The sequence below is a fragment of the Reichenbachiella sp. 5M10 genome (assembly GCF_002742335.1).
Lineage (GTDB): Bacteria > Bacteroidota > Bacteroidia > Cytophagales > Cyclobacteriaceae > Reichenbachiella.
Genome location: NZ_MDGR01000007.1, coordinates 2,109,633 through 2,136,059, shown reverse-complemented (window position 1 = coordinate 2,136,059; position 26,427 = coordinate 2,109,633). Strand labels below are relative to the sequence as shown.

Genomic DNA, 26,427 nt, shown 5'->3' with positions numbered 1-26,427 from the left:
CATGCTGTTTTTATTGAGCAGCATGTTTTCTTTTGCACAGACTCCAGTGACAGTTCAAGGTCAAGTACTGGATGAGAAGGGGCAGCCACTTTTGGGCGTGTCTGTTCAAGTGCAAAACTCTTCCATTGGAGCCATATCAGATTTGGAGGGTAACTTCCGCTTTCGGGCTGAGGAGGGAGATGTCATTGTCGTGCGTATGCTTGGGATGCAGACTCAGCAGTTTGTGGCGAGCAATGCGACACTTGTGATCAAGATGCTCGAAGATTCGGAGGTGCTCGACGAAGTAGTTGTCAATGGATTTCAGGTTGTGGATCGTAAGCTCTTTACTGGAGCTGCTGCACGCGTGGAGATGTCCGATATCAAAATGACTGGAGTTTCAGATGCGAGTCGAATGCTCGAGGGACGTGTTGCCGGCGTGACTGTAGACAATGTTTCGGGGACTTTTGGTACTTCTCCCAAAATTCGAATTCGTGGCAATTCATCAATCAATGGCAACAACCAGCCTCTCTATGTGGTAGATGGCGTCATTCTCGAGGACTTATCCGAGGTGAGCACCGATGATTTTATTTCTGGTAACGCCAACACGCTGATTAGTTCGTCGATAGCCAATATCAACCCCAACGATATTCAATCTTATCAGATACTCAAAGACGCCTCAGCTACAGCGATATATGGGGCTCGTGCAGCCAATGGAGTGGTAGTGATCACTACCAAAAAGGGACAAGAAGGAGCTCTGAAAGTAAATTATTCGGGTAATTTTTCAGTGAAGATTCGTCCGACCTATAGTCAGTTTAATTTGCTCAATTCTGCCGAGGAAATGTCTGTGTATCGAGAGATGCAAAACAAAGGACTAATAGATATCACTACGGCAGCCAAAGCTCAGAGCTATGGTGCAATGGGCAAGATGTATGTGCTCATCAATCAAAAGAAAATCCCCTGGGGTGATGGAGGAGGACTCAACGAAAGCTTTTTGAATCAGTATGAGAATGCAAACACAGATTGGTTTGATGAACTCTTCAATGATTTTGGGTTGCAACAGCAGCACTCTTTGAGTTTTACGACTGGGACAGATAAGTCGACCAGTTACTATTCGCTGAGTTATCTCAATGATCAAGGGCAGACAATTGCCGACAATGTCAATCGACTCACCGCAACCGCTCGCAACAATTACTATGTCACGCCAAAATTGAATATTGGGTTCAAATTCACTGGGAGTTACAGAGATCAGCACGCACCTGGGACGAGAAATCGCGAGTTTGACCCGATTACGGGTACCTATAGTCGTGACTTTGATATCAACCCGTTGAGTTTTGCACTGAACACAAGCCGGTCCATGAGACCTCACGATGAGAATGGTGATTTGGAGTATTTTCGAAGAAATTATGCCCCATTCAATATACTCGAAGAACTCAAGTACAATTATATGGACATCAATGTGATTGATGTGTCTACCCAAGCCAATTTTGACTATAAGCCTTTGGACAACCTTTCGGTCAATGGCGTGGTGCAACTCCGCTATGCCAATACGACACGAGATCATACGGTACATGAGCGGTCCAACCAAGCCGAAGCATACCGTGCAGATGGGACGCAGTTTTTTCAGGATGCCAACAATTTGCTCTACCGTGATCCTGACAACCCCGGCCTGAATCCAGTAGTTGTGTTGCCGCAGGGAGGGTTCAACTATCTTGATCAGAGTGATTTACTGAGCTTTTTTGGACGATTCAGTGCCAACTGGTCCAAGAAGATTGGTCTCGATCACAATATCAACGTCCTGACTGGAGCAGAAGTGAGGTATTCTGATCGAGTGGAACGCAGTTCGACAGCCATGGGGATCATTTATGAGAGTGGAGGAGTGGTCGTGACAGATCCCAATATTGTGGAGTTCTTTAACCTCCAAAACATAGACATGAATACCTTAGACGAATCTCATGATCGATTTGTGGGGGCATTTCTCAATGGTGGGTATTCATACAAAGGCAAGTATGTCGCTAATTTTACGGTGAGATATGATGGGTCCAATCAGCTGGGGAAGAGCCAGTCGTCACGTTATTTGCCTACATGGAATGTGAGTGGTGCTTGGAACGTAGATCAAGAGGGATTCATGCAAGGGATGGATTTTTTGAGTGAGCTCAAATTTAGAGCAACGTATGGCTTGTCAGGGAATCTTCCTCCAGATGCTAGCGCCATCCTCAATCTGCAATCGGACGTCACAATTCGACCGACAGATGTCGAACCGTACTTGTACATAGCGGATTTGACCAATGAGGATTTGACCTGGGAAAAATTGCATGAGTTCAACATAGGAATGGATATGGGTCTTTGGAATCATCGGGTTTCTATGTCTGCAGATTATTTTCATAGGGAGTCGTTTGATCTGATAGGGCAAGTGCTCACTAGTGGGATAGGAGGAGAGTCTCTCAAGTTTGGCAACTTTGCGGATATGGAGTCCAATGGTATTGAGTTTACGCTCAATACCGTAAATGTAGACTACAATAATTTCATTTGGAGTACTAACTTCAATATTGGCTATACGCGTGATCGCATCACCAATATGGACTATGGCCCTCGGTTGGCAGATGCATTGGATCAGAATGGTGCTGCAGTACTCGGAGGCCCTCGACGGGGATTGTTTTCGGCTAGATTTGCTGGGTTATCTTCTAGTGGAGTACCGACCTTCTACGGAGAGAATGACGAGATTGTCACAGAGATCGATCTACAGGAACGAGACAATTTGACAAACATTTTGCAGTACGAGGGTCCGAGTGAGCCGAGAGGTGGGGGAGGATTCTCAAATACTTTCACTTACAAAGGTCTCAGTCTAGGTATATTGGTGACCTACAAGTTTGACTATAAAATCCGTCTCAATGATGGGTTTAGGGCTTCTTACAACGACTTTGTCGCCTTGCCAGGAGAACTTAAAGATCGCTGGGTGACACCAGGAGATGAGAATGTGACCAATGTACCGACGATTTTGACCTACGCCCAAGTGCAGGTTGGATCAGATGTGCAGGCCTATTCGCTGTACAATCAGAGTGACGTACGGGTGGTCAACGGTGATTATGTGCGGTTGAAGAGTGTGAGGTTGTCCTATCGCATCCCTCAACCGTGGATTGAGAAGGTGAAATTGAGAAATGCCAGTGTCAGCATCGAAGGACAGAACTTGGCCTTGCTGTACTCTGATTCGAAACTCAATGGACAAGATCCTGAGTTTTTTAGTAGTGGAGGGGTGGCCTTGCCTCAGCCCAAAATGGTTACTTTTTCATTAAACGTAGGATTGTAGATGGAGAAGACGATGAAGAGATATGGTTGGATGGTTCTACTGGGGTTAGTGACGTTAGGCTGCAATGATTTTTTGGATGAAAATCCAGACAATCGTGTCGAACTCAATGATTTGGATAAAGCGGCTCAATTGTTGACCAATGCGTACTCGGTGGCTAGTCCAGCGTTTACAGATTGGATGACAGATGATTTTACCTATACGATAGGGACAGTCATACGCCCTGCGCACGAGCAGATGTATGCGTGGGAAGATGTGACAGCAGGTCAGGACGAGCAAGATACACCGGACTTTTACTGGTATGAGACTTACAAGGCTATTGCTCATGCCAACGAGGTGTTGGCTGTGTTGGATGACTTGCCCATGGAGTCAGAAGAAGATGAAGCCAAGCGTGATGCAGTGGAAGCAGAAGCACTGCTGACGAGAGCGTATGGTCATTTTATGTTGGTCAATCTATTTGGGCAACATTACAATGGGAGTTCGGCATCTTCAGATGAAGGGATACCTTATGTCAAGACACCAGAGACAACATTTTTGGCAGAATACTCCAGGGTGTCCGTTTCTCGCGTGTACAAGGAAGTAGAAGATGATTTGTTAGAAGGCTTGGAAAAGCTCGATGAGTCGTTTTTCAACAATTCAGGAAAATACCATTTCAATCGCAACGCTGCTTTGGCTTTTGCCAGTCGATATTACTTGTACAAGGGAGATATGATACGCTGCTTGCAGTATAGCAATGAATTGCTAGGGAGTTCGCCAGAAGCTTATGTGAGGGATTTTACTTCGGACGAGTACAGTGCTTCCAAGTCGTCGATCACAGGGTACCCGCAGTTGTATTCCTCTCCAGATGAGTCGGCAAACCTACTGCTGATGCGTAAAATTTCGTTGATGCAGCGCAACGACTATGCCTTTGGTATTGAGTCCAATTTTTACGGGAGTCTCTATGCATCTAATCCTTTTGGAGCGACAGACGAACGTGAAAATCCTGCTTTTGTGAAGGGACAAAATGCTTTGTTTCCAGTGCGTTATGAAAGTTTATTTGAGAGAAGTAGTTTGAACTCTAACACAGGGACCCCTTACCATATAGGGGTGATGTTCAAGGGGGAAGAAGTATTGTTCAATCGGATTGAAGCCAATATTTACAATGGAAAATTGGACGCTGCTTTGGCGGATTTGCAGATCTTGACTGATCGCAGGTATACTGGGGTTGCAGATGTGACGTTGACTTTGGATTTGCTGCGGCAATTCTATGGCGCAGAAAACGAACCGAGTTTTACGGATCAAGACATTCTGTTGAATTACATGCTGCTGGAGCGACGCAAGGAATTTGTCGGACTGGGCATGCGATGGTTTGACATCAAGCGCTATAGTATGACGGTCCAGCATGCCTATGGTGATTCTGGACAGGTGGCGACCCTGTCTGCTGACGATGATCGCAAAGTACTGCAGATCCCCCAGTCTGCACAAGATGTAGGAGGTTTAGAAGATAATCCACGATGAGAATGAAAAGAAATATCACCTGGTGGAGTTACTGCTTTTGTTTCTTAGGAGTGGTGTTGCTCAGTTCGTGCCTCAAGGAAGAGGAGCTCAACGAGTCAGTCAAAGAGGAAGATGTACCTGTATCTGCCTTGGACATATACATCGATGAGCAATTCACGGAAGAATATAACATGGCTGTGCGCTACAAGTATGTCGACAACTATGTGGATCCGAATCAAAACGTAACACCACCGAAGCTAGAGTTGGTGCGTCCAATGTTGGATTTTGTTGAGTACTATTGGATTGAGCCCTATTTGGCCATAGAGAATGGCGAGATTTTTTTTAGGCGTTATGTACCTGCCGAACTGATTTTTTTGGGTGGTTTGATATACAACAACGACGGAACCGTGACTTTGGGTACAGCGGATGCAGGGGCCCGTATTACCTACACCAACGTCAATGGCTATGACTTGGCAGATCCGGAGTGGCTCAAGCTGCAATTGCAAGTGACCTACCATGAGTTTGCACATATTGTGCACCAAGAGTTTAAGTTGCCGACGGGCTTTGAAAAAATCACCCCGACAGGTTATTCAAGCGCAGGCTCATGGTTTAACGTGACCGAAGAGGAAGCCTTGCAACGTGGGTTTGTTTCTCCCTATGGGACTAGCTCGGTCAACGAGGATTTTGCAGAGATTGTAGCGTTCTATGTTTTTGATGCCAATTTTTTTGAGACCTACATTCAGATGGAAGAGAATTGTGTGCTCGCAGATTGCGAAAGCAGAAATCAAGGACGTGAATGGATATTGGAAAAGTTGACAGCCATCAAAGACCATTACCTCAAAGTGACAGGGGTGGATTTGGATGACTTGCGGGCAGAATTGCAGTCGAGATTATAAAGGATGAAAAAACTAGCATACATATCGATTTGGTTGTTGCTGCTATGGGGCTGTGGCTCGGATGATGGAGGCAAACTGGACTCTGCTGATGTACGTCGGCAATCTGCTATTGATGAACTTCGGGACAAACTCATGGCGCCAGAGCACGGATGGATGTTGCAATATCAGCCTGTGCCAGGTTCGGGAGCTTATTATATTCTTTTGGATTTTGACGAGGAAGAAGTGCGTATTCAGTCTGACTTAGCTTCCGAAGAGGGGACGTTGTATGATCAAACGATTCCTTACCGTGTAGATGTCCAGTTGGCAGTGCAATTGACATTCGAAACCTACGCTGTCTTTCACTATCTCTTTGAACAAGATCAATCGACATTTGGAGCAGAGTTTGAATTTTTCTACTTAGAAGAAGACGGGGAGAATCTCATCTTGTACAGCAAGACGGATGCAGTCAATAAAACCAGTATAGTTTTGGTACCGGCACCTGCAAACGCTGAACAGGGATTTTCGCGCGAGGAAGCAGCCAATCTTGATATGTTTGAATTGTACTCTCAACCCCTAGGTACACAGACGATGCAGCAGTTGTACTTGATGGGAGATGACTTATCGGTCTACTGGTCGATAGACTTGACCAAGCGTGTGCTGACGGTCGATGGAGCGGCACCTGGGTTGGATAGTCGGGCAATTACGAGTTGGGTAGCAATAAATCAAGAGCATTCGTTTACGCTTTTCGGCGGGAGTATGGTACTGGAGGAGCCGATTACGTTTGGTCATGGAGGCAAGGAGTATAGCATCCAAGAAGTGGAATTGAATACACTCAATCACACAGGGGAGGTCTATTGTAGTGCAGAGATACAGGATGCACCAGTGTATACAGGGAGTGTTGCTGGATTAGGAGCTGTAGAACTACGACACACCCTTTTTGAATCTTCGGGGCTGGATTTTGTGACACAAAGCGACGTGCCTTATTCGATCAATATTTTCTACGTGGCAGATAGTACGGGATTTTCGATGACTGACGATGATCAGATTATTGGGCAATTGTATCCAGATGCTTCTGGTTTTATTTTCAATTATGGTCGCGATTCTATGGAGATTGACTACTCCGTAGGGATTAGCTATCTGGATGAAAATGACGTACGTCAGACACACTTGCGAGGGTTTGAAAGCGTGGCAGTGTTGGGTAACTATCTAGAAGTAGTGCTCAATGAAGAGTTCAGTTATACCAATGCCGATGAGGTGACTGCCGAAGACGAACAAAATCTACGAGATGTCACTGACGAGATATTTGGCACAGGGCAACTCTACATATCTAATTGGCCCATTGTAGAAGATCTCGTGGTGTTCAGGTTGTATAACCCGTGCAATGGCAATGAGTTTGCCTTGGTGCAGCCATAAGGATATATCAACCTACTGGTGGTTGATTAGTGCTTGGTTTCACGTCGCGCTCAAGAACTCCATGTAGAACGTGGACCCCTTGCCAATCACACTATCTACCCATACTGATCCGTCCATTTGTTCGACATATTGCTTGACGATGGACAGGCCGAGACCTGTGGATTGCTCGTCACCCGTAGGCTTGGCACTGAGCGTCTGAAATTTTTTGAAGATTTTGGTTTTGTCTTCGTCTGTCAGTCCAGGGCCTTGATCCGTAAAGGAGATTTGAACCCTACCGCTCGGTTTGGTTTTGGTGACTTTGATCTGTATTTCTGTATTTCTTTCAGAAAATTTGATGGCATTGGACAGGAGGTTTTCCATAACCTGGTGTAGGTGCATTTGATCTCCCAATATGAATAAAGGGGTAGTGCCTAGTCTAGGGACAATGCGGATGTTTTTGGCCTTGGCAGCCGAGGCATAGTTGTCGAGTACTTGTTCTGCGACGTAGTTGACGTTGACTTTGTCTGTTGTATAACTTTTGGTTTCTTCTTCAAGCGCTTCAACATTGAGGATTTTGGTAATCATCCCTAGCAAGCGATCTGATTCGCTTACGATATGGTTGAGAGTATCTACATCGTCTTCGTCAAAACTCTCCTCGTGGCTATCTAGATGTACTTGAGTCAATCCTTTGATGTTGTTGATTGGTGCCCTGAGATCATGGGATAGGATACGGATGAGGTTGTTTTTTTCGTGATTGAGATCAATGAGGTTGTTGTTGTGCTTGAATGCCTCTTCTTTTTGCTTCTCTATCTCTAGTGTCATTTTCTTTCGGTCATTGGCAGCTTTGAAGGAGATGACCGCCAAAGCGAAAAACATGATTGCAGCAATGACAGTGAGCCAGATGATGGTTTTTTGTCGGTTGATGATAATGAGATTGAGTTCAGACTGTTGCTTGAGGTAGCGGGTTTCGGCTTCCTTTTTTTCTGCAGCATATGTCGCATGTAGAGATTCGATTTTGCGTGTGTTTTCCTCGCTGAAGATAGAATCTTTGGTGATCAGGTGTTGCTGATGGTATTGGAGTGCTTTGGCGTACTGGTGAGAAGATTCATAGATAGAGGAGAGCAACTTGAGTATTTCACTAGCGACAGTTTTAATGTGGTTGCTTTGACTGATGGCAAGGCTTTGTTTGGCGTAGTGCTCTGCTTTGTTCAAATTCCCTTTTTTTAGATAGACCTTGGCGATGTTGAGGTAGTTGTAGCCTAGAGTCGTCTTGTGCCCCAAAGCTTGTACTTCGGGTAAGTTGGTCATGAGTATATCGAGTGCTTCATCCAGTCGGTCACTGAGGATGTAGAGGTTGGCCAAATCAACTCTGGAGATGACTTTTCCTTCTCGGTCTTGTTGCTGATCTCGCAAATTGATCGCAGCGAGTAAGTGATTTTCTGCTTCTTTGTAGCGGTGTAGTCCTGTATATGACCTTCCGAGATTGACGTGACAATAGGCTCTTAGATCTAAATCCTCTAGTTTTTCGGCATTGATGAGTGCTTTTTCAAAGTATTCGATGGCTCCTTCGTAGTTCGTTTGGAAGATGTAGATATTGCCAATATTGATCAATGAGTAACTGATTTGTATGAGGTTTCTGCTTTGCTCGGCATGCTTTAGTGCTTCAAAGAAGTGCTCCAATGCTCCCAAAAAGTCACTGTGGTTTCTTTTGGCAATGCCAATGAAATTCAAGCTTTTGCTCAGCCCCAAAGAGTAATCCAATTTGCGGGATAGTGTATTGGCTTTTTGGGCATAGTACAAGGATGAATCTATGGTGATGTTGCGGTAGTTCCAGCTGATGGCATTGTAGAGGTCTACTAGTGGCTCCTCCTGTACCTCGGTCAGGATGGATTTCAAGCTGTCGATGTTTTGTATCGGCGATTTTTGTTGGGCTAGCAACAAGCTGACTTGAAACAGCAGAAGGAAAGTAAAGAGTAGGTGTTTGATCAATGTTCTTCGTTTTCATGAATCACTGCAAAGAGTGATGTCCTAGAGTCGTAAAAATACCCAAGTAGAGACATATTAAAAATAATTCCATGTCAAATCCTGGTAAATAATAAAGCAGGTGGGGGATTGCTGAAATGAAAAATCAGAAATGATAGTGATCTTTTTTACAGCTTGTCCAAATTTGCAAGCAAACAACAAGACTACAAATGATATTCGATGAAGTGAGAGAAAATATCGTCGGCTGGGACCAATGTTTCGAGACGCGTTTTGGTACACAACAGATGATTTATGCAGATTGGGTTGCTGGAGGCCGCTTGTATCGACCCATTGAGCGCATCATGACTGATCAAATAGGGCCGTGGTTGGCCAATACCCATTCGTATTCCAACAAGACGGGGAGTCAGATGACGGCAGCTTACCTACAGGCCCGTGAGATTATCAAAGTACATGTGGGAGCGACCGACCAGGATGTGTTGGTCACGACAGGTAGCGGAATGACTGGAGCAATGCACCGGTTTATCGAAATACTCAATTTGCAACAATACGATGAGAAACCTGTGGTACTGCTGTCACATATGGAGCACCACTCTCATCAGGTGGCCTGGATTGACGCGGGAGCCGAAGTGATAGTCGTTCCACCAAATCAGCATGCCGAAATAGACTTGGAACAGTGGGATAGACTGCTGGCTCAGTATGCAAACCGTCAGACCCTCATAGGGGCGTTTACTTCTGGGTCCAATGTGACGGGTATACTTACGCCAGTACACGAGCTAGCCAAGATGATCCATCAATACGGGGGGAAGTGTTTCGTTGATTATGCTGCGACTGCTCCATATGTGACAATTCAGATGCACCCACAAGACATATCAAAACAGTTGGATGCGATATACTTTTCTCCGCACAAATTTCTAGGAGGACCTGGGTCAAGCGGAGTTTTGGTTTTTGACCAAAGGCTATACGGAGGACACTCCACCATCCCAGGTGGAGGCAATGTCACTTGGACTAAGCCCAAGGGAGATTATGGTATACATGCCAATATCGAGACAAAAGAAGACGGTGGTACGCCAGCTTTCTTGCAAACGATCCGTGCCGCATTGGCTATTCGCCTCAAAGAAAAAATGGGAGTCGAACAAATGGAAAAGAGGGAAAAGGTACTACTTGATCAGGCGATCCAAGGACTACAAGCCATCGATGGACTAGAGATAGTAGGAGAGTTGACGGCCGATAGGATAGGAGTGGTTTCCTTCAATATCCAAGGCATACATTACAATGCGGTAGTGCGCATGCTCAATGATCGCTTTGGAGTACAAGTACGTGGAGGATGGGCATGTGCGAGTACTTATGTGCACTATTTGTTTGGGATAGACGAGGAACAATCGCAGAGCATGACGGATCAGATTGATCAAAAAAACCTGACGCACAAACCTGGATTTGTACGTCTGTCACTGCACCCTACCATGTCTGACGAAGAGTTGAAGCGGGTATTGAAAGGAGTCGAAGAGATTGCGAAAAATAATAAGGAATGGGTCAAAGACTACCGATACAATCCTGCAACGAATGATTATGAGCTAGTTGGGAGTGAAACAGTAGCAACGGATGAAATCCAAAGCGTGTTTGAGGTATAGGGATAACCATATACTTGTTTGTTTCATTTGAATTTGTGCCGCTTTGTTAGCAACTTTGATAAGTCTACTAGTTGTATGATTCGATGTTAGAATTGAATCTTTAGGAGACTTTTATTGAAGAACCATCTAAACCATGAAGCTAACCATTGGACGGTCATATGCGGGTCTATTATTGAATGGGGGTGGACGTGTGTCTGCCTTACATGTGTCTGGAGTGTTATGCTCCTGTGACTCTAGGTTGTACGTATCCATTCGTCTTTCTTTTTCTTGGATTGAGCAGGCCATAGTTTGCGGGCTATTCAATATATGGGATATTCTATCAATGGAAAAAGTCCAACCATTGAATGAGGAGGAGTCTCATTTCCATTGTTGCCAACTTTACTGCCTGAGTCATTCTGAATAGATTATGAAAAAACTAAGCCTAAACTTTCTGTTCCTCTTTCTATGTACTTTGGTAACGGCCAACCCTGTCTGTGCGCAGCGTGTGAATAGCGCCAAGGTAGACAAGAAAGCCGAGAAACAAGCCAAGAAGAACAAGCCACCCGAAAAGGGAGATGTGTACATCACACCGGTTCCAGTCATTGGAGCCAATCCGGCGTTTGGGTTTATTTATGGCGCAGGTGCTGCGGCCAGTGCCTTTCTAGGAGAACCAGCTACGACGAAGTTGTCTTCGGCCCTTTTAGGCATAGCATTTACCACCAAAAAGCAGACCATCACTACCCTAAAGTCTACGGTATACACCAGTAATAATGAATGGATATTGATGGGGGACTGGCGATATCTGGATTCTTCACAACCCACCTGGGGCTTGGGTACAGGACCACAATCAGCAAGGTTGGCAGATAGTGGTTTTGAGTTCAATGACAAGCGCTATGACGGTACGTCGGAAGCGGATATGATGCAATTTCAGTTTTTTCGATTTTATGAAACGGCTTTGCGAAAAATCAATGACAAGGGCTTTTATGCGGGTATTGGTTTGCATCTGGATTTGTTCAGCAACATCAATGATCAACTGTTGAGTTTGGCGCCTAGCGATACGGTGATTACTCCTTACTATGCCTACAATGTAGCCAAAGGCTTTGATCAGGAGGAAAGTACGTTGGTAGGACTTTCGCTCAACGGCATGCTCGATACCCGTGACAATATCAACAACCCCTATAGTGGTCGGTATGCCTTGCTTTCATTTAAAATAAATCCAGAATTCATGGGCAGTGACCAAAGTTCGACTCAGCTATGGATGGAATACCGAGATTACTTCAGTTTCGACGGTGATAGTAACAATATCTTGGCGCTTTGGGCATTCGGGAATTTTACAACTTCAGGTAATTTGCCTTACATGAACCTCCCAGCCTCTGCATGGGATCAATATGCCAAATCCTCTGAACCCTACGCACAGGGGCGTTTCCGAGGCTATGATCTAGTCTTTGCTGGAATTGAATTCAGAAGGCACTTACTGGCGACTGCCAAAAATCCTAAATTCTTTGGTGCCGTGGCATATGCCAATATTACTACGGCCAATGGTGGAGACAATGGCATTAGCTTGTTCGAATACATCGAGCCGGGATATGGCGTAGGGCTCAGACTCAACATTAGCAAAAAGGCTCGGACCAACCTCGGGATAGATTACGGCTGGGGCAACTATGGCACCACTGGATTCTTTTTGCGACTAAATGAAAATTTTTAACACCTACCTTATCCTTACACAACAATAATATTTTCAACCTGTAATTGTTAATTTCAATATTATGAAAAACCACATCTTAAATCTATCTATGGCTGCTGCTGTGCTATTTACAGCCTGTCAGCCACAAAAAAAGAATGAAACAACAGAAACTAAGCAAGCTTCCACTGTCAGCGTGACCAAAGATAATTTTGCTTTAGCGATGGCGGATCTCGCCATGCAGAAGGAGTTTGTACAAGGTGCCAACAACACTTGGAACCATCACCGCAAGCCCATGCCCCTAGATGAGCAGCCTGCACCATTGATGAATCGCGACACGGATTATTCTTTTGCCATCTTGGACGGTGGAGGAGATGTAGCGATCACCTTGCCGGAAAACGACGGACGATACATGTCCCTGCACATAGTCAATCACAACCATATCACTGCGGATGTATTCTATGGCCCGGGTCGATATGTGATCCCTGCACCCAAAACTACGGATTTCTTTTGGGCTAATGTACGTATGCAAGTCAACCCAAATGATACTGCTGACATCAAGAAAGTAAATGAGTATCAGGATCAGTTGCAATTGGAATATCTGAATGGCTACCAACCTCAATCATTCCAGGTGACCAATTGGAACATGGCAGAGTTTAAACAAGTACTGGCCACCTATGTGGATGTAGCTAAGAAAGAAGGAGTGCAAGGTACTATGGGGACAATCGATGCGCCCGTTTCGCTCGAAGATCGCAACCGCGGCGTGTCTATCGCCACTGGACTACTGCCAGACAAAGATGCACAGTACCTGACCGCACAGTATGATCTAGAAGAAGGCAAAGTATACAAAGCCACATACAAGATTCCTGAAATGAAAGACGCCAATCTTGGCTTTTACTCCATCACCATCTATGGGGCTGATCAATACCTGAAAACGGACGAAGGCTCTACCATCAGCAACACAGAAATACAGTTGAACCCGGACGGCAAAAGCTTTGACATGTATTACGTGCCCAAAGACCAATTTGAAAAAGCAGAATACACTAATAAACTCCTTACACCATCCAAGCCCTTTTGGATTTGTTTCAGGGTGTATATGCCTGGCGAGTCCGTGATCAACGGAGATTATGTTTTACCAGATTTGAAATAAATAGACATGAAAAACCATATCTTAAACTTATCCCTGGCTGGAGCAGTGCTGTTCACTGCTTGTCAGCCACAAGAAAAGCAGCAAAGTGCTGCTACCGAGTCGAACCGCTATGAAACCCTGGCCAGTCTGCCGCTTGAGGGAGGTTACCCTACAGCTGAGGTGTCTCGTACACTGGACGAAGAACTTTATTTCCAACGCGCCACGCAGACCTATCTGTGGGCATTGCCAGCCGTGAATATGTTCGCGATGAAAGAAGGCCTCGGCAAGACCTTTGGCGAAGGCTACAACGTCATCTCGGTCTTTGAGAAAAGGCTAAAACCCCAAACCATCATCACCACGCCCAACTCGGATGTGATCTATGCACTGGGCTTTGCCGATCTGAGCAAAACAGGTCCTTTGGTGCTGGATGTACCTCCGATGCTACAGGGATTGTTGGATGACTTTTGGCACAGACCACTCGAAGGGCCAGAGCGCCCCGATGGTACCCGCTTCTTGGGCGACATTGGCTTCCCTGGACCAGATCGCGGCAAAGGAGGCAAGTACCTGATCGTACCCGAGGGGTATGACGGAGAGGTGCCTGAGGGATATTACCTATACACCAGCAAAACCAACGGCGTGTTTATCTTCCAACGTGGTTTTTTCCAATCTGTGGACAACCTACAGCCCGGCGTAGACGCAGTACAGGGGATCAAGATTTACCCGCTAGAGGGTGAGGCTAAGCCGATGGATTTTCAGCATGCCTCTGATACCCCATCAGATGCCTTGTTTGCGCATGACTTCTCTTATTTCGAAATGCTCAACCGTTTCATCCAAAGCGATCGTGTGGACAACATCGATCCATACATGCACGGCATGTTGACAGCTATCGGTATCAAAAAAGGTACAGCATTCAATCCAACAACTCGCCAAAAGGAGCTACTCGGTCAGGCTGCTGAGACGGCCTGGCGCATGGCCAAAAACATCGCGGCTAATTTTGACGGAGAGCCTGACGGCCTGTGGTGGAACGACCGCAAATGGGTCGCTCATGCACATACAGAGCTTGATGATTTTATGCATACTTTGATAGACGAGGAATTTAGAGACAGAGTGACCAAGCATACAGATGTCAATGCCAAAGCGCACATGTACATCAACCACTACTCGATCAGTACAGGTATGATGTCGTCTATCGTCGGCTTGGGAGCCAAGTATGGCAATGCTTACAAAGACAGCGAGGGCAACTACCTCATGGGTGAAAACAGCTATGAAATTACCTTCCCTGCTGATATGCCAGCCAAGCTGTTTACCTCACTCACTTTGTATGACGCAGAGACCGCAGCGGGTGTAGATGCCGAGGGGCAAGTTTATCCTTCGCTCAATACCATGAACGAGTTGGCAGCAAACGAAGACGGTTCAGTGACCTTCTTCATAGGACCGGACAATCCAGACAACAAGTCCAACTTCATCAAAACCGTACCTGGCAGAGGCTGGTTTAGCTTGTTCCGCTTCTATGGACCAGAGCAGGCTTTCTTCGACCGTACGTACAAGCCCGGTGATTTCGTGAAGGTGAAATAACATAGAACAATACCCCTCCAAGGGTTTAAAACCTTGGAGTTTTTTTTAACTTCTTTAAAGATTTTCATTTAAACCAAAAACCATGAGAACAAACAAATCAATTTGGACACTCATAGTCGCATGTGTTTTTTGCATGCCACTGGTCCACGCCCAGAAAAAAAAACAAAAAGCCCAACATCCTAGTGATCATGGGTGACGACATAGGCTGGTTCAATACCAGTGCCTACAATAATGGGATGATGGGCTATACCACCCCCAACATTGACCGCATAGCCAAAGAGGGTATGCGTTTTACCGATGCATATGCACAGCAAAGTTGCACAGCCGGAAGAGCTGCATTTATTACAGGGCAATCTCCCAAAAGAACAGGACTGCTCAAAATCGGAATGCCTGGAGATCCTATAGGATTACAAAAGGAAGACCCAACTATCGCTGAGATGCTGAAGCCACTTGGATACTCCAGTGGACAGTTTGGAAAAAACCACTTGGGTGACTTAGATAAGTTTCTTCCAACCAACCATGGCTTTGATGTTTTCTTTGGGAATTTGTACCATTTGAATGCAGAAGAAGAGCCAGAAAACCCTGATTATCCTAAAGACCCCAAGTTTAGAAAGGAATATGGCCCAAGAGGTGTGATCAAAGCAACTGCAGATGGTAAAGTTCAGGATACGGGACCTTTGACGAAGAAGCGTATGGAGACCATCGACCAGGAATTTTTGAATGGAACGATGGATTTTATAGAAGAGCAGAGCAAAGCAGACAAACCTTTCTTCTGTTGGTTCAATACTACCAGAATGCACATTTTTACGCATCTACCTGATGAGTATGAAGGAAAAACTGGTCTAGGTATCAATGCAGATGGTTATGCTCAGCATGACCAACAAGTTGGCCAGTTGCTGGATAAGCTTGAGGAACTTGGGATTGCGGACAACACTATCGTCATTTACACCACAGATAATGGAGCTGAAAAATTTTCATGGCCCGATGGTGGCACCAATCCATTTAGAGGTGAAAAAGCCACTACTTGGGAAGGTGGTCTGAGAGTGCCTTTTATGATCAAGTGGCCTGGTAAAATTGAAGCTGGAAAAGTTTCAAATGAGATCATTTCTTTAGAAGACTGTTTGCCAACATTGGTGGCTGCTGCTGGTGAGGACAATGTCAAAGGCAAATTATTGAGTGGATATCAAGGATACAAGGTGCACTTGGATGGTTACAACTTTTTGCCTTACCTCACAGGAAAAGAGGAAAATGGTCCTCGCAATGAGTTCTTTGCCTTTGTAGATGATGGCACTTTGGGAGCAGTTCGTATTGGACGTTGGAAGTTTCACTTCTCTACACAAGACCATGAAGGACTTGGCGCCTGGACTGAAATGCAAACCCCACATAAAGCACCTCTATTGGTTGATTTATATGCAGACCCATTTGAATCTGCCATGGAAAGCTCTTCTTACTATGACGACTGGTTGGTCAAGCGCATGTTTGCTTTTGAGCCATTGAAAGATGTGGTAGCGAATTTCATGGCTACTTTTAAAGAATACCCCGTAAGACAAGAGTCTGGAAGTTTTACTCCTAAATAATGATTTGGAATTCGTGAAGTAATATTAAGCTAGTAAAACCCTCCAAGGGGTTCAAACCGTTGGAGGGTTCTTCATTCACGACAGGCCTGACAGTTTTCAAAAACCTGCTAGGTCTGTATTTTCCTACTGTATGAAACTTCTACTGACCTGTATTTTTATTACTTGCCTAAGTATATCGGTTACCGCACAACTGACAGCACACCTACCATGACTGTAGAGGAAATGGCCAAAAAGCGTCAGGACCCTGTAGCAGGCCTGCGCAGTGTTTATCTGCAGGAAGTCCTTTTGCCCGTGGGTGATGGCTTGGCGCAATCCTTTTCAGTGCAGCCCGTATGGCCAGTCCGTTTGGGAAAGAACCTCAAGCTGATCACGTATACCATTATCCCTTTTCAGAGAATGCCCGCAACGGGAGGTGTGTCACATGTGCCCTTACAAACGATCTCCTCATCGGGATATCCCACACAGCGCGTCTCTGGTCTCGGCAACATCCTTTTCAACGGGTACTTTTCCTCGATCGAGAAAAAGGGCAAGGTAAGCTGGGGCGTTGGCCCAGCCGTGCAGCTACTCACGAGGACCAATGAAGCCCTTGCATGGGACCGTCTTTCTTATTCAACCACGGCGGTGACAAGTTTTCCGGTGGTTTTGTAGTGCAAAACTATTGGTCGCTCGGAGGCGAGGGAGCAAATAAGGTCAACAGCTTGAATTTGGAGACGCAAGGTTACAGTTGATTTTTACTTCTTTACAAATGGAGGCAAGTCTAAACGGGGATTCCGCTTTTAAATGAAAATGCCCCTCGTTTCCTTCGAAACTTCGAGTTAAATAAGGGCGATTTTGGAAATGGAACCCCAAATGGAGTAAACGAGCGATCACTTCGTATAAAAAATAAACTCACCACCTTCATCCCCAAGTGATTTCAGTGGGTTACCCAATGGTACCTGACGTACGTCGTTGGCCACTTTGACCTTGACATATTGGACTACCTCAGATACTGGGAAGTGGTCTTGATCAGCATTTTGATTTAGAAATTCTATAAACCGAGTAGCGAAAGGGCTATTCGCGCCATAAGCTCCGTCGGATACAGTTTCGAGTCGCCCAGAGGCCAATGCCCATCGAGATTTGTATTGCTCTGCTTTTTGGATAAATCCTTCTGATGATTTGGTAAAACCTCTTGACCCACTTGCAAACAGCGATCCTGAGAAGCATGCATCCACGACTAAGAACGTATGTTGATTTTCCATTGCGCCAAGTACCTTCATCAGATCGCCGTTAGAGACGTATTCTGATTCAGACTTCTTGGCATTGTAGGGCACCCAATAGCCTTCGTTCAATAGATCGTCATAGTGACCATGACCTGAGTAATAGACGAGTAGGTTGTCATTAGCAGTCAATTTTGGAATTAGACCCTTCAGTTGAGAGTAGATATTGTCTCTCGTCGCCTCTTCGTCGTAGATCGTGATAGTTTCGTCTGGCGTGAACTGATACTTTTCGGTCAGGATACTCACTACGTCTTTGGCATCCTTGACAGCATTGGATAGCTGTGGCCAAAAGGTATATCTGTCGATTCCGATGACGAATAGATAATTCTTAGCTTTCTCACGGCTGTAGCCATTGGCGACTAGGTCTCTTCTATTGATTACAAATCGCTTAAGTGCCGTATTACCATTGATGTCCTCAGCCTCCATGGTGAAGTAGTTTTGCCCCATCTTGAGGGCCGTGTAGTAGGCAAATTGCCCTGATGACTTCATGGGCGCATGCTCACCATTGATGAGGAGGGATTTCACACCTGCATCGTCAGTGACGATACCTTTCAGCACAATATTGTCCTGTGATAGATTGACTTGACCTTCATCTGTGCGAGGTGGATTCGAGACGAAAAGCTGAGGTGGTACCTTGTCGGTCTTATCAAGTAGGCTATAGGTAGGAGTGATGTCAAGTTCTGTGATGTCCCAGATATTGACAGTCTTGACAGTTCTATAGGTTCCTGCTATGTATTTTCCGTTAGGGTTGATGGCGATCGCACTGAGAATTTTTCCATCGTCCATATTTTCTTGTTTTTTGACGACTCTATCCTCTACGATCCAAGTGATGAGATCATTTCTGGATGAGGCAGAGATCAAATACTTCGAATCACCACTAAAAGCAATGTCTTTGATCATGCCTTTGTGCTCGTCTTTGGTGGTGCGATAAGTAGTCTCCTCTCCAAAGTCCGTAAAGAAGATCAGACCATCCTCGGTTCCTGCGGCTAGGGTTTTGCCATCCGGACTGATATCTACAGTCAGCACCCACTTTTTAGAAATATTGATGGACTCTATCAGCTCTCCCGATCCGATTTTATAGATAGCCACATCGCCTGTTGACAATGCTACTGCTAGCTCGTCTTCGTCTGGGTGAATAGCAAGATCCATGGGTACGCCTTTCGCAGAGATTTCTTTTTCCAGCGAGCCTGTTGCTACGTCATAGATATGAATTTTCTGATCTTGGGATGCGCTGATGATCTTTTGGCCTTTGCTAAATCCTTTGATACATAGGACTTGCTCCTTGTGATCACCAAACGATTTGATAGCCGACAACCTGTCAATATTCCAAACTTGGATGTCGTGCGACTTGCCTTTGTTTTCACCTGCTGTAAATAGCGTTTCATTGTCAGGGGCTAGCCAAACAGACCTGACCAGTTTGTGATTAGTCTCTATGCTACCTTTCTCAGTCTCACTCTCAGAGTACCAGATGTTGACTGTTTCATTGCCTGAGGCAATCAAGAACTTGTAATCATACGTGTACGTCAATGCCAGCCCGTCTAGTCCTGAAGTTTTGTAGGACATGTATTTGTTTTGGGCGATCATAGTTTGAGCGATCAAACTATTCACCAAAAGGAGTAATATTTTAATTTTCATATGGCGAGCGTATTCAACAATTTTAAAAAGTAATTGGGTTGATCTGATTTATCGTCTTCATGTCTTGTCTCTTGACAAGACATATATCTACATCCAATATCATCATGATATGTTATGGAACAGATCATGAGAGGGGAGATTGTGGAATTTATAAGCTTGATCTGATTTGGTAAAAATCAAATTTTGGAAGTCCCGAATCGGTACATTATCCCAAGACTCATATATCCCCACATTGGATCCATGTTTTGATTTTTATTCCAATCGACCATGTCGTAGGTGCCATTATCTACATGATCCGTGACATCTGTAATGCCATCCTGAAAATCGTAATGGGTAGGAATGTTTTTGAAAGGGTGTAAAAACATAACATCCCCTACTATAAATATCCCTTTGAATACTTTCACTCCAAAACCTACTCCAAAACCTAACGCAAACGACCCTTCTCCAGTGGGCATTTCTTCTATCCAATTTTCGATTTTCTCACGGTACGAATCATCAACGTGCTCATTTTCACCCTCGTGTAGAGAATGCTTGGTAGAAAGGTTGAAGTACCCTGGTAATAATGAAAACTTCATAAAGACGCCATCTCCAAACCTTAGATTGTATGAAACGCTCGCTGAAACACCGTATTCTTTCTTGTCGGTATCCACCTTAAAAGTCGAATAGTACGAGTCGAGAGGGGTGCCGTACGATAAAGCGTCATGACCGCCCCATCCTCTTTCAGGCATGAAATATCCAATCAATCCCACAGAGAATTTGCGGTTGAGGTTTCTCTCCATGCCAACCTTCAAACCAAACTCTGGAGTAGCTTCATTTAATGCGCCAACATAAACTTCGTACTTATGACTCTGAGAATAGGTAGATAGCCCAAGGCACAGCAATGCCCCTAGTAATAATGCTTTTTTCATTTCTTTCTTTCTTTCAATAGGAATGCTATGACTCCCAACTAGCTAACCAGCAAAACTACTCAATTGATAACATGAGTGCAACAACCCCAAAGGCCGCTAGTCTATTGCTGAAGCAATGCCATTTAGTTATTAAATAGGCGACAATTATTCGGGGTTTTATTACTTGCCAAAGCATTAATAGGCTATGTCATTCCCTGATATAGTTTGACCATTTAAAGTAAAGAAAAATGAAAAAAACGGAAAATCGCATTATTTCTCACCGAAAATCTTCAGAGAAACTTAAGCTAGTTGACGACCCTGAGAAGGGTACTTGTCTGTACCTCAAGTGGAGCGTCACTATGGGATTGGTAATCAGTTATTTATTATTGGGTTTAGTCAAGTGTTCTACCTACAATTTAAAAAAACATTAGGATCGTCGAGATGAAGATAGTCAAACAGCTCAAAGAAAAAATCAAGGATCTGGAGCGGGTAATTGGTTAAATGCAATACAGGTTGATTATCTGGAAAAGGTGATTGAGCTAGCTAAGGAGGCCTATTCGATCGATATTAAAAAAACTCCAACACCCCACACTTTGGTGGTTCCAAGACAACCGAGAAGTCATGAGCTATTCACTCAATGCGCTTTATCGAAACGAGGAAGTCAGCAAACAATCCGTACAGCAGGCCAGAAGACGTCAAGAGGATTTTTATCGTAAATTGCAGCTCGTGGGAGAATCCAAGTTTACTTTCAATATGAACTTGATTGGAGAATATGGAGCCTTGCTAAGACCTAATAGTCAACTATTTTTGGCTCAGAAGATAAATCGTTAATCAATGGCTTTATTAAGGACTTTGAAAGGAAAGGATTTAATCAATCAAACCGAAAAAATGGCTGTCAGGGAGTACAGTAAGGTACTGATGCAAGAGGCCGACAACTTGAATAAGAGCCTTGGTGTTGACATCAAACAGCCAGAGATCAAGGAGGTTGAGCTTCCAGAAAGAGAAGTTATATTCAAAAAATCCAGTAGTTTTAGCAATTATGGAAAAGGTAAAAGAGGAGCTTCCTACGATGCAGTCACTCACATACGAAGAGATGTTGGTCCAACAAGTGCGAAAAAGCAAGCCCAACTTCATCAAAACGGTACCCGGCAGAGGCTGGTTTAGTCTGTTTCGCTTCTATGGCCCGGAGAAGCCTTTCTTCGACCGCACGTACAAGCCCGGGCGATTTTGTAAAGGTGAAATAATTTTGATGATTAGCCCTTCAAGGGTTCAAAACCCTTGAAGGGCTCTTTTAACTACGAATGAAACCTCTTCAATCATACCTTTTTGTACTCTGTCTGAGTATTTCTTTCAGCACACTCGCCCAAACCGACAGCCTACAGACCCTTTCCGTAGAAGAAATGGCCAAAAAGCGACAAGACCCCGTCGCAGGTTTGCGGAGTGTTTATTTGCAGGAAGTCCTACTGCCCGTCGGTGAAGGCGTGGCACAGTCTTTCTCGGTCCAGCCTGTTTGGCCATTCAAAATCGCTAAAAATATCAAGCTGATCACCTATACCATTATTCCATTTCAGGGGATACCTGCTGTAGGGGGGGTGTCGCATGTGCCTTTAGTGTCAGTTTCTTCTTCTGGAGATGCTACGGCGAGAGCCAGTGGTCTGGGCAACATCCTTTTCAATGGCTACTTTTCTTCGATAGAGAAAAAGGGACAGGTAAGCTGGGGCATCGGCCCGGCGATACAGCTGCCCACCCGCACCAATGCAGCATTGGGTAGCAACCGCGTGAGCATGGGGCCCTCTTTCTTGTTGAATCACGGTGGCGACAAGTTTTCGGGTGGTTTTGTAGTGCAAAACTATTGGTCGCTCGGAGGTGAGGGAGTCAATCAGGTCAACAGCTTCAACTTCCAATACTTCACTTACTACAACCTGCCCAAGGGCTGGTTTATTGAGAGCAACGCCACGGTGATCAACAACTGGCGAGCCGACGAGGGCGAGCAACTGCTACTGCCGGTGGGCGGAGGAGGAGGCAAAACTTTTCAGATCGGAAAGTCCGGTCTGTTTTACTGCGCTACAGCGCAACTATTTTACAATGCAGTAAGACCTTCCATTGTTGGAAATTGGGAAGCAATTGTGCAATTTCAAGTAATATTCTAAACAGACACAAAAACATTCACCATGAAAAAGACATTATTAACTCTTTGTATCATGATCCTTTCACTTGGGATGAGTTATGCCCAAGAGGAGCAAAAGGAAGCAGCGCCAAGCGCTGCACAGGCCAACAATCCACTGGCAAACATGACAGCACTTAATTTTCACAACTACTACATGCCTAAGCTGACAGACGCACCTGACGATGCATACCTTAATACCTCGTGGGTGAGATTTGCCAAGCCGTTCTCGTCTGGCAAGCTGTTGCTGAGGGTGTCTGCACCACTCAGTACAGTTGCTATGCCAGATGGTACAGGGATCGTCAACGCTGAAAATGGCTTGGGTGATATCAATGCCTTCATGTCGTACAATTTCATCTCCAAGGCTAATGCTACGGTAGGTGTCGGCCCGATGATTTCCGCACCGACCGCTTCGGAGGATGCACTAGGCACGGGCAAGTGGCAGGCAGGCTTTGCTATTGTAGCTTTTGTGGTCAAGTCTCCACAGTTTCAACTTGGGGGATTGATTACTTGGCAGACCTCTATCGCGGGAGATGATGATCGTGCGGATACCAACAACTCCGCGATCCAGCCCTTCTATTTCTGGCAGTTGGGCAAAGGACTCTACCTGAGAGGTGCACCAATCTGGTACTTTGATTTTGAAAACGAGTCTTATGCCGTGCCTATGGCCTTAGGGATCGGCAAGGTGGTCAAAGTGGGCAATACGGTATTCAACTGTTTCATAGAACCTCAGTATTCCATGCTGCACAAAGGCACACAGCCACAGTTGCAAGTCTTCACAGGGATCAACTTGCAGTTCATCAAACCATAGTTGTTGTTGAACTTTTGTAGTTCATGAGTGCCTAATGAGACTTTGTATGTACTACGATGAGTTGTATTTGTTTGTCAGTCAAGTGATTAACTGATGTAGGGGGGTGAGGGTAGCTAATATGATCATCAAAAAAGCAAAAAAATCAAAGCTTGTTTATTGTAGCATGTACTAACTTTAGACAATTGTATATAAACTTAATGATTATCCTATGAAACGAAAATCAGCCTTACTTCTGCTGGTAGCCGCCGTGTTGTGCGCGCCCCTAGCGGAAGCTCAGAAAAAGAAAAAGCCAAATATCTTGGTGATATTTGGTGATGATATTGGGCAAACCAATATTTCGGCCTATTCTATGGGTCTGGTGGGGTACCGTACCCCCAACATTGATCAGATTGCCAAAGATGGTATGATTTTTACAGATTACTATTCGGAGCAATCTTGTACAGCGGGTCGTTCGACTTTTATCACCGGGCAGTGTACATATCGTACAGGTCTTGCCAAAGTAGGAATGCCAGGAGCTGATCTGGGTCTACAAGCCGAAGATCCGACGATAGCCGAGTTGCTCAAGCCTTTGGGATATGCGACTGGCCAGTTTGGGAAAAACCACTTGGGCGACAAAGATAAATTTTTGCCTACGGCCCATGGCTTTGATGAGTTTTTTGGGAACCTCTACCACCTCAACGCGGAAGAGGAGCCAGAAAGACACAACTACCCACAAGGAGATGATTTCAGAAAGAAGTTTGGACCAAGAGGTGTGATTCATAGTACTGCCGATGGCAAAATCGAAGATACGGGACCATTGACCAAGAAGAGAATGGAAACCATCGATGATGAGACGTCTGCTGCAGCTATGGATTTTATGGAACGTCAAGTGAACGATGATAAGCCATTTTTCGTGTGGTGGAACGCTACTAGAATGCATCTCTATACCCACGTGAAAGAAGAGAACCGTAGCCCTGCAGGACTCACTGCACCGACCGAATATGCGGACGGTATGATGGAGCACGACAGGCATGTTGGTACAATCTTGGATAAGCTCAAGGAGCTAGGAGTGGATGACAATACCATCGTGATCTATTCTACAGACAATGGTCCACACAAGAACTCTTGGCCTGATGCAGGTTTGAGCCCGTTTAGAAGTGAGAAAGTGACCAACTGGGAAGGAGCCTATCGTGTACCTGCTATGATCAGATGGCCAGGTCAGATTGAGCCAGGCAGTATCTCCAATGAGATCGTCAGTGGCTTGGATTGGTTGCCGACTTTGCTGGCAGCAGCCGGTGAACCTAAAATCAGTGACAAACTGTTGAAAGGACATAAGGCAGATGGAAAGACTTTCAAAGTGCATTTGGATGGATACAATATCTTGCCATACCTTACAGGCAAGGAAGAAAGATCTCCTCGTGAATCTTTCTTTTACTTCAATGACGATGGACAGTTGGTAGGCTTGCGTTACGAAAATTGGAAGTTGGTATTTATGGAACAGCGATCGAAAGGTACTTTGGATGTTTGGGCAGAGCCTTTCGTTCCTTTGAGGTTGCCTAAGTTGTTTGATCTCAGAGCAGATCCTTACGAGACAGCGGACTTTATTTCCAATACTTATTGGGATTGGGTGTTGTCCAATGCCTATGTGTTTGTACCTGCACAGGCTTATGTGGGGCAGTTTCTACAGACATTTGTGGATTATCCACCAAGACAAAAACCTGCTTCTTTCAATTTGGATGAGGTGATGAGAAAACTACAAGACTCGGCTCATGCCGGCCATTAGGTGCAAGTAAATCTTTGAACAAAGGCTGTTCTAGTTTGATCCGTAATCTGGAGAGACTGGGACAGCCTTTTTTATCAAATGTATGGTCTCATAAGGCGTTGTTGTTGATACTGTTTATCTTCACTTGTCTATTGTTGTGTTTTTGATTCAACCTGTATGAAATATAAGATTTTACTTTTGTTTTGGCTCACTCAAAACTTGGTGTCTGTTGCACAAGATGATCACGCTGAGACCAAAGAAAAAATGAGTTTGAAAGTGCTCAAGGATTCGCTAGATGGCAAAATAGATATGAGTGATTTCTTGATAGATTATCATGGCTTCATTCCAGTACCACAAATTATTACCGAACCAGCTCTAGGCAACATTGGAGTGATGTTTACACCGATATTTATCGCACCCAACAAACACCAAGTCGAAGGGAAATACACTCCGCCCAATATCACTGCAGCCTTTGTGGGGTATTCTGCCAACAAGTCTTGGGCTTTTGGTGGGATGAGGGTCGCTTCTTTGCCTCAGCATCATCTCAAGTACCGTGTGGGAGCGATGTACGGAGATGTCAATATGGATTTTTACCGAAACCTACCGGTATTGGGTGACAGAGAGTTCTCATTCAATATGGACATGCTCGGTGCATATGGTGCACTACTGAGACAAGTAGCAGAGACGGATCTATACATGGGAGTGGAGTATTTTTATTTGCACAATGATGTGCATCCTGAGTTTAACCAAACGCCGGATTTTATCAAAAATGCCATTGACCCCCATTCTATAAGCAACGTAGGGATTACGTTGGACTTTGACAAACGAGACAATGTCTTTACGCCAGACAAGGGGTTGTACGTGACATCGGATTACCGTGTGAGTGAGCCTTGGACAGGTAGTGATTTTAGTTTTCAAAATTTTCATATCGGTATTTTTGAATTCATCCAGCCTACAAAAAACTGGGTGAGTGGCTTTCGTTTTGAAGGTGCGATGCAGTTTGGGGACGCACCTTTTTATATGAAACCAAGTATCAATTTGCGAGGAGTACCTAAGGCACGCTACCAGGGTGATCAAACGTACGTGCTTGAAACAGAGCAACGCTATGATCTGACTTTGAGATGGAGTGTAGTCGCATTTGGCGGATTAGCCAAAGCACCCACCAAGGAAGAATCTTTTGCCGATGTGGAACTAGTGCACAATTATGGAACGGGGTTTCGTTACCTGATGGCGCGTAAATTCAAGTTGCGTGCTGGGGTAGATATCGCCAAGTCCAATGATGACATAGGCTGGTATATTGTGATAGGCTCTTTCTGGAATGATAGAAATTAGTTTGTGTCTCAAGGGACATTTGTACA

At 44.9% G+C, this 26,427-nt stretch carries 19 protein-coding genes; 16 read left to right on the top strand and 3 right to left on the bottom strand.

The window, feature by feature from the left end:
* Position 1: 1 nt before the first annotated feature.
* The 4 genes from BFP72_RS08610 to BFP72_RS08595 are packed head-to-tail and all read left to right on the top strand — an operon-like array spanning position 2 to position 7,044.
* A complete protein-coding gene (locus BFP72_RS08610) occupies positions 2-3,283 on the top strand; it encodes a SusC/RagA family TonB-linked outer membrane protein (protein ID WP_099598751.1) in 3,282 nt (1,093 codons plus the stop codon).
* A complete protein-coding gene (locus BFP72_RS08605; RefSeq protein WP_099598750.1) occupies positions 3,284-4,777 on the top strand; it encodes a RagB/SusD family nutrient uptake outer membrane protein in 1,494 nt (497 codons plus the stop codon).
* A gap of 2 nt (positions 4,778-4,779) precedes the next feature.
* Entirely contained in the window at positions 4,780-5,652 is an 873-nt protein-coding gene (locus BFP72_RS08600) for a substrate import-associated zinc metallohydrolase lipoprotein (RefSeq protein WP_158233347.1), read from the top strand.
* Positions 5,653-5,655: 3 nt separating this feature from the next.
* On the top strand, positions 5,656-7,044 hold the full coding sequence (locus tag BFP72_RS08595) for a DUF4302 domain-containing protein (RefSeq protein ID WP_099598748.1): 1,389 nt from the start codon (positions 5,656-5,658) through the stop codon (positions 7,042-7,044).
* Positions 7,045-7,083: 39 nt separating this feature from the next.
* On the opposite strand, the gene BFP72_RS08590 is transcribed toward BFP72_RS08595, so the two are convergent.
* Complete coding sequence (locus tag BFP72_RS08590) at positions 7,084-9,012, bottom strand: ATP-binding protein (RefSeq protein WP_099598747.1); 1,929 nt, start codon at positions 9,010-9,012, stop codon at positions 7,084-7,086.
* Between the two features lie 203 nt (positions 9,013-9,215).
* On the opposite strand from BFP72_RS08590, the gene BFP72_RS08585 reads away from it, so the two are divergent.
* The 6 genes from BFP72_RS08585 (at position 9,216) to BFP72_RS08560 (ending at position 17,223) form a co-directional block, all read left to right on the top strand.
* Positions 9,216-10,634 carry an aminotransferase class V-fold PLP-dependent enzyme gene (locus BFP72_RS08585; RefSeq protein ID WP_099598746.1) on the top strand — a complete coding sequence of 473 codons (1,419 nt, stop codon included), beginning with the start codon at positions 9,216-9,218 and terminating at the stop codon, positions 10,632-10,634.
* Between the two features lie 406 nt (positions 10,635-11,040).
* Positions 11,041-12,318 carry a BamA/TamA family outer membrane protein gene (locus BFP72_RS08580; protein WP_143519996.1) on the top strand — a complete coding sequence of 426 codons (1,278 nt, stop codon included), beginning with the start codon at positions 11,041-11,043 and terminating at the stop codon, positions 12,316-12,318.
* Positions 12,319-12,379: 61 nt separating this feature from the next.
* Positions 12,380-13,444: a DUF1254 domain-containing protein gene (locus tag BFP72_RS08575; RefSeq protein WP_221406494.1), complete on the top strand. Its 1,065-nt coding sequence runs from the start codon at positions 12,380-12,382 to the stop codon at positions 13,442-13,444.
* A 6-nt stretch (positions 13,445-13,450) separates the two neighbouring features.
* Positions 13,451-14,998 carry a DUF1254 domain-containing protein gene (locus BFP72_RS08570; protein ID WP_099598744.1) on the top strand — a complete coding sequence of 516 codons (1,548 nt, stop codon included), beginning with the start codon at positions 13,451-13,453 and terminating at the stop codon, positions 14,996-14,998.
* A 122-nt stretch (positions 14,999-15,120) separates the two neighbouring features.
* The gene (locus tag BFP72_RS08565; protein WP_099598743.1) at positions 15,121-16,575 is read left to right on the top strand and encodes an arylsulfatase; all 1,455 of its coding nucleotides are present in this window, start codon (positions 15,121-15,123) and stop codon (positions 16,573-16,575) included.
* A gap of 162 nt (positions 16,576-16,737) precedes the next feature.
* Positions 16,738-17,223 (top strand): hypothetical protein, encoded by a 486-nt coding sequence (locus BFP72_RS08560; RefSeq protein WP_143519995.1) that lies wholly within the window; start codon positions 16,738-16,740, stop codon positions 17,221-17,223.
* Positions 17,224-17,441: 218 nt separating this feature from the next.
* Here BFP72_RS08560 and BFP72_RS08555 read toward each other — a convergent pair whose 3' ends face one another.
* Both BFP72_RS08555 and BFP72_RS08550 read right to left on the bottom strand, forming a co-directional pair.
* Positions 17,442-19,466 (bottom strand): caspase family protein, encoded by a 2,025-nt coding sequence (locus BFP72_RS08555; RefSeq protein ID WP_099598741.1) that lies wholly within the window; start codon positions 19,464-19,466, stop codon positions 17,442-17,444.
* A 176-nt stretch (positions 19,467-19,642) separates the two neighbouring features.
* Complete coding sequence (locus BFP72_RS08550) at positions 19,643-20,374, bottom strand: hypothetical protein (protein WP_099598740.1); 732 nt, start codon at positions 20,372-20,374, stop codon at positions 19,643-19,645.
* A 600-nt stretch (positions 20,375-20,974) separates the two neighbouring features.
* Between BFP72_RS08550 and BFP72_RS19185 the strand changes: the two genes are divergently transcribed.
* The 6 genes from BFP72_RS19185 (at position 20,975) to BFP72_RS08520 (ending at position 26,401) form a co-directional block, all read left to right on the top strand.
* The gene (locus tag BFP72_RS19185) at positions 20,975-21,184 is read left to right on the top strand and encodes a hypothetical protein (protein WP_158233346.1); all 210 of its coding nucleotides are present in this window, start codon (positions 20,975-20,977) and stop codon (positions 21,182-21,184) included.
* A gap of 3 nt (positions 21,185-21,187) precedes the next feature.
* Complete coding sequence (locus BFP72_RS19180; RefSeq protein WP_158233345.1) at positions 21,188-21,517, top strand: hypothetical protein; 330 nt, start codon at positions 21,188-21,190, stop codon at positions 21,515-21,517.
* Between the two features lie 137 nt (positions 21,518-21,654).
* Positions 21,655-22,503, top strand: coding sequence for a hypothetical protein (locus BFP72_RS08535; RefSeq protein WP_099598738.1), 849 nt, complete (start codon positions 21,655-21,657; stop codon positions 22,501-22,503).
* A 51-nt stretch (positions 22,504-22,554) separates the two neighbouring features.
* Complete coding sequence (locus BFP72_RS08530; protein ID WP_185123747.1) at positions 22,555-23,328, top strand: hypothetical protein; 774 nt, start codon at positions 22,555-22,557, stop codon at positions 23,326-23,328.
* Between the two features lie 208 nt (positions 23,329-23,536).
* Entirely contained in the window at positions 23,537-25,090 is a 1,554-nt protein-coding gene (locus BFP72_RS08525; RefSeq protein ID WP_099598736.1) for an arylsulfatase, read from the top strand.
* Positions 25,091-25,246: 156 nt separating this feature from the next.
* Positions 25,247-26,401, top strand: coding sequence for a glyceraldehyde-3-phosphate dehydrogenase (locus BFP72_RS08520; protein WP_099598735.1), 1,155 nt, complete (start codon positions 25,247-25,249; stop codon positions 26,399-26,401).
* The last annotated feature ends 26 nt before the right edge of the window (positions 26,402-26,427 follow it).

What these genes read in the sequence shown, in the direction of transcription:
- BFP72_RS08610 (WP_099598751.1), top strand. Translation starts at nt 2, where the DNA reads ATGCTGTTTTTATTGAGCAGCATGTTTTCTTTTGCACAGACTCCAGTG.
- BFP72_RS08570 (WP_099598744.1), top strand. Translation starts at nt 13,451, where the DNA reads ATGAAAAACCATATCTTAAACTTATCCCTGGCTGGAGCAGTGCTGTTC.
- BFP72_RS08580 (WP_143519996.1), top strand. Translation starts at nt 11,041, where the DNA reads ATGAAAAAACTAAGCCTAAACTTTCTGTTCCTCTTTCTATGTACTTTG.
- BFP72_RS19180 (WP_158233345.1), top strand. Translation starts at nt 21,188, where the DNA reads ATGGCTTTATTAAGGACTTTGAAAGGAAAGGATTTAATCAATCAAACC.
- BFP72_RS08600 (WP_158233347.1), top strand. Translation starts at nt 4,780, where the DNA reads ATGAAAAGAAATATCACCTGGTGGAGTTACTGCTTTTGTTTCTTAGGA.
- BFP72_RS08585 (WP_099598746.1), top strand. Translation starts at nt 9,216, where the DNA reads ATGATATTCGATGAAGTGAGAGAAAATATCGTCGGCTGGGACCAATGT.
- BFP72_RS08555 (WP_099598741.1), bottom strand. Translation starts at nt 19,466, where the DNA reads ATGAAAATTAAAATATTACTCCTTTTGGTGAATAGTTTGATCGCTCAA.
- BFP72_RS08525 (WP_099598736.1), top strand. Translation starts at nt 23,537, where the DNA reads ATGAAACGAAAATCAGCCTTACTTCTGCTGGTAGCCGCCGTGTTGTGC.
- BFP72_RS08535 (WP_099598738.1), top strand. Translation starts at nt 21,655, where the DNA reads ATGAAACCTCTTCAATCATACCTTTTTGTACTCTGTCTGAGTATTTCT.
- BFP72_RS08520 (WP_099598735.1), top strand. Translation starts at nt 25,247, where the DNA reads ATGAAATATAAGATTTTACTTTTGTTTTGGCTCACTCAAAACTTGGTG.
- BFP72_RS19185 (WP_158233346.1), top strand. Translation starts at nt 20,975, where the DNA reads ATGAGCTATTCACTCAATGCGCTTTATCGAAACGAGGAAGTCAGCAAA.
- BFP72_RS08530 (WP_185123747.1), top strand. Translation starts at nt 22,555, where the DNA reads ATGATCCTTTCACTTGGGATGAGTTATGCCCAAGAGGAGCAAAAGGAA.
- BFP72_RS08595 (WP_099598748.1), top strand. Translation starts at nt 5,656, where the DNA reads ATGAAAAAACTAGCATACATATCGATTTGGTTGTTGCTGCTATGGGGC.
- BFP72_RS08605 (WP_099598750.1), top strand. Translation starts at nt 3,284, where the DNA reads ATGGAGAAGACGATGAAGAGATATGGTTGGATGGTTCTACTGGGGTTA.
- BFP72_RS08550 (WP_099598740.1), bottom strand. Translation starts at nt 20,374, where the DNA reads ATGAAAAAAGCATTATTACTAGGGGCATTGCTGTGCCTTGGGCTATCT.
- BFP72_RS08575 (WP_221406494.1), top strand. Translation starts at nt 12,380, where the DNA reads ATGAAAAACCACATCTTAAATCTATCTATGGCTGCTGCTGTGCTATTT.